Raw genomic sequence first — 610 nt, 5'->3', positions numbered from 1 at the left:
GCGGAGCCGCGGGCGCCCCTCCTGCGGCAGCGGGCGCTTCACGAACGGCGCGAGATCGAATCCGTGGCGACCGCTCACGCCAAGCGCCTCGTGGTCGTTGCGCTCTTGGAACAGGAGCCCGTCGGCGTCGATCGGCTGCGGACGCTGGTCGAGCGCTCCGTGGAGCCGAATGGATCGAGAGCCCAAATGACGAGCCCCGCCGGATAAAGCGGCTGGTATTTTCGTGCCGGCAGCCGTCGGAGGCTAGGAAGCGAGCTTGCGAAGCTCGCTCTCCAATGCCTGGCGATCGAGATTTTCCACGGGCAGGGAGAGCAGACGCCGGAATCGCTCTTCGAGAGTACGGGCGACCTCTCCGAAGGCCCTTTCCTTTTCCTCGAGCGTTCCTTCCACGGCGGCTGGATCGGGAAAGGACCAGTGGGCGCGTGCCGCGGGATAGGGCCAGACGGGACACTCGGCCGCCGCGCTGTCGCAGAGCGTAATCACCGCGTCAAAGGGCTCCCGAGGAAGTTCTTCGATCCGTTTGCTGCGGGCGGTCGATGCGTCGATCCCGTACGCTTTCCGGAGGACGGAAATCGCGTGAGGATTGACCCGGCCGGTGGGGCGGGAGCCC

2 protein-coding genes are annotated in these 610 nt (G+C 66.7%); one reads left to right on the top strand and one right to left on the bottom strand.

The window, feature by feature from the left end:
• Positions 1–207: hypothetical protein (locus FN369_RS01145; RefSeq protein WP_142524385.1), on the top strand; the 207-nt coding region annotated here is incomplete at its 5' end.
• A gap of 36 nt (positions 208–243) precedes the next feature.
• On the opposite strand, the gene FN369_RS01140 is transcribed toward FN369_RS01145, so the two are convergent.
• Positions 244–610 (bottom strand): arsenate reductase ArsC (locus FN369_RS01140; RefSeq protein ID WP_142524384.1); only part of this gene is annotated, 367 nt, incomplete at its 5' end.

This window comes from Methylacidimicrobium cyclopophantes, assembly GCF_902143385.2.
GTDB lineage: Bacteria > Verrucomicrobiota > Verrucomicrobiia > Methylacidiphilales > Methylacidiphilaceae > Methylacidimicrobium > Methylacidimicrobium cyclopophantes.
Note: the sequence above shows the minus strand (reverse complement) of the source record. Positions and strands in the feature narration are given on the sequence as shown.